Annotated in this window: 1 protein-coding gene; it reads left to right on the top strand. The window is 63.6% G+C overall.

What is annotated here, in order from left to right; genetic code table 11:
* Window positions 1-4,082: beta strand repeat-containing protein (locus ACODTW_RS28165; RefSeq protein WP_488949539.1), on the top strand; the 4,082-nt coding region annotated here is incomplete at both ends.

Here is a 4,082-nt window from a genome sequence, read left to right as displayed (position 1 = left end):
CGGATCTGTCGGAGCTGACGACGACCCAGATCCGCGGTCTGACCTCCACGCAGGTTGGCGGCTTCACGACGACCCAGGTCGGCGTCCTGACCTCCACCCAGGTCGGCGGTCTGACGACCACGCAGGTGCGCGGTCTGGCTTCGACGCAGGTTGATGCGCTGTCGACCACCCAGGTCAGCGTGCTGAGCACGACGGTGATTGCCTCGCTGACGACGTCGCAGGTCAGTGCGCTGAACACGACCAACATCGCCTCGCTGACCACCACGCAGGTTGTCAGCCTGACGACGACGCAGCTGAATGGTCTGACCTCCACCAACATGCAGGCCATCGAGACGACCGATCTGGCGGCCCTGACGACGACGCAGCTGCGTGGCCTGAACTCGACGGCGTTGAACAACCTGACGACGACGCAGGTGGCTGAGCTGACAACGACGCAGGTTGCCAGCCTGACGACGACGCAGCTGAATGTGTTGAACTCCACCAACCTGCAGGCGCTGGAAACGACGGACCTGGCGGAACTGACGACGACGCAGGTGCGCGGCCTGAACTCGACGGCGCTGAACAACCTGACGACGACGCAGGTGTCTGAACTGACGACGACGCAGGTTGCCAGCCTGACGACGACGCAGCTGAACAGCCTGAACACCACGGCCCTCGGTGCCCTGGAAACGACAGATCTGGTTTCGCTGACCACGACGACGCTGCGCGGCCTGTCGACCTCGGTGATCGCCAACCTGTCGACGACGCAGGTTGCCAGCCTGACGACGACGCAGCTGAATGCCCTGACCACGACGCAGATCAAGGCGATTGAGACGACGGACCTGATCGAGATCAGCTCGACCAATATCGTCGCCTTCTCTTCGACCCAGATCAGCGCCTTCACCACCACCCAGCTGGGGGCGATGGAGACGACGGATCTGTCGGAGCTGACGACGACCCAGATCCGCGGTCTGACCTCCACGCAGGTCAGCGGCTTCACGACGACGCAGGTCGGCGTCCTGACCTCCACCCAGGTGGGCGGTCTGACCACGACGCAGGTGCGCGGTCTGGCGTCGACCCAGGTTGACGTGCTGTCGACGACGCAGGTGAGCGTGCTCAGCACGACGGTGATCGCGTCCCTGACGACGACCCAGGTCGGCGCGCTGAACACGACCAACCTCGCCTCGCTGACCACCACGCAGGTTGTCAGCCTGACGACGACGCAGCTGAACGGCCTGAACTCCACCAACCTGCAGGCCATCGAGACGACCGATCTGGCGGTGCTGACGACGACGCAGGTGCGTGGCCTGAACTCGACGGCGCTGAACAACCTGTCGACGACGCAGGTGGTTGAACTGACGACGACGCAGGTTTCCAGCCTGACGACGACGCAGCTGAACAGCCTGAACTCCACGACCCTCGGGGCCATCGAGACGACGGATGTGACGGCGCTGACCACGACGTCACTGCGTGGTCTGTCGACCTCGCAGGTCGCCAACCTGACGACGACGCAGTTCGCCAGCCTGACCACGACGCAGTTGAGTTCGCTGACGTCGACGCAGATTCGGGCGATTGAGACGACCGACCTGATCGAGATCAGCTCGACCAACATCGTCGCCTTCTCGACGACCCAGATCAGTGCCTTCAGCACCACCCAGCTGGGTGCGATGGAGACGACGGATCTGTCGGAGCTGACGACGACCCAGATCCGCGGTCTGACCTCCACGCAGGTCAGCGGCTTCACGACGACGCAGGTCGGCGTCCTGACCTCCACCCAGGTGGGCGGTCTGACCACGACGCAGGTGCGCGGTCTGGCTTCGACCCAGGTTGACGTGCTGTCGACGACGCAGGTCAGCGTGCTGAGCACGACGGTGATCGCCTCGCTGACGACGACCCAGGTCGGCGCACTGAACACGACAAACATCGCCTCGCTGACCACCACGCAGGTTGTCAGCCTGACGACGACGCAGCTGAACGGTCTGAATTCTACCAACCTGCAGGCCATTGAGACGACGGACCTGGCGGTTCTGACGACGACGCAGGTGCGTGGCCTGAACTCGACGGCGCTGAACAACCTGTCGACGACGCAGGTGGTTGAACTGACGACGACGCAGGTTTCCAGCCTGACGACGACGCAGCTGAACAGCCTGAACTCCACTAACTTGGAGTCGCTTGAGACGACGGATCTGGCGGCCTTGACGACGACGACGCTGCGCGGCCTGTCGACCTCGGTGATCGCCAACCTGTCGACGACGCAGTTCGCCAGCCTGACGACGACGCAGCTGAACGCGCTGACGACGACGCAGATCCGGGCGATTGAGACGACGGACCTGATCGAGATCAGCTCGACCAATATCGTCGCCTTCTCTTCGTCCCAGATCAGCGCCTTCAGCACCACCCAGTTGGGTGCGATGGAGACGACGGACCTGGCGGTGCTGACGACGACGCAGATCGTCGGCCTCAGCTCCACCCAGGTCGGTGGCTTCACGACGACGCAGGTCGGCGTCCTGACCTCCACCCAAGTGGGCGGTCTGACGACCACGCAGGTGCGCGGTCTGGCTTCGACCCAGGTTGATGTGCTGTCGACGACGCAGGTCAGCGTCCTGAGCACGACCGTGATTGCCTCGCTGACGACGACCCAGGTCAGCGCGCTGAATACGACCAACATCGCCTCGCTGACCACCACGCAGGTTGTCAGCCTGACGACGACGCAGCTGAACGGTCTGACCTCCACCAACCTGCAGGCCATCGAGACAACGGACCTGGCGGTTCTGACGACGACGCAGGTGCGTGGCCTGAACTCGACGGCGCTGAACAACCTGTCGACGACGCAGGTGGTTGAACTGACGACGACGCAGGTTTCCAGCCTGACGACGACGCAGCTGAACACCCTGAACTCCACGACCCTCGGGGCCATCGAGACGACGGATCTGGCGGCCCTGACCACGACGACGCTGCGCGGCCTGACGACCTCGCAGATCGCCAACCTGTCGACGACTCAGATCGTGGGCCTGACGACGACACAGCTGAATGCGCTGACGACCACGCAGGTCCGGGCGATCGAGACGACGGACTTGATCGAGATCACCTCGACCAACATCGTCGCCTTCTCTTCGACCCAGATCAGCGCCTTCACCACCACCCAGTTGGGGGCGATGGAGACGACGGATCTGGCGGAGCTGACGACGACCCAGATCCGCGGTCTGACCTCCACGCAGGTTGGTGGCTTCACGACGACGCAGGTCGGCATCCTGACCTCCACCCAGGTGGGCGGTCTGACGACGACGCAGGTTCGCGGTCTGGCTTCGACCCAGGTTGATGTGCTGTCGACGACCCAGGTCAGCGTGCTCAGCACGACCGTGATCGCCTCGCTGACGACGTCGCAGGTCAGTGCGCTGAACACGACCAACATCGCCTCGCTGACGACCACGCAGGTTGTCAGCCTGACGACGACGCAGCTGAACGGTCTGACCTCTACCAACATGCAGGCCATCGAGTCGACGGATCTGGCGGAACTGACGACGACCCAGCTGCGCGGTCTGAACTCGACGTCGCTGAACAACCTGTCGACGACGCAGATGGCATTTCTGACGACGACGCATGTTGCCAGCCTGACCACGACACAGCTGAACGTCTTGAACTCCACCAACCTGCAGGCGCTGGAGACGACGGATCTGGTGGCCCTGACGACGACGCAGGTGCGCGGCCTGAACTCGACGGCGCTGAATAACCTGTCGACGACACAGGTGGTTGAACTGACGACGACGCAGGTTTCCAGCCTGACGACGACGCAGCTGAACAGCCTGAACACCACGGCTCTCGGTGTCCTGGAAACGACGGATCTGGTTTCGCTGACCACGACGACGCTGCGCGGCCTGTCGACCTCGGTGATCGCCAACCTGTCGACGACGCAGGTTGCCAGCCTGACAACGACGCAGCTGAATGCGCTGACCTCGACGCAGATCCGGGCGATTGAGACGACCGACCTGATCGAGATCAGCTCGACCAACATCGTCGCCTTCTCTTCGACCCAGATCAGCGCCTTCACCACCACCCAGCTGGGGGCGATGGAGACGACGGATCTGTCGGAGCTGACGACGACC

Source organism: Niveispirillum sp. FG148 (genome assembly GCF_057809655.1).
Note: the sequence above shows the minus strand (reverse complement) of the source record. Positions and strands in the feature narration are given on the sequence as shown.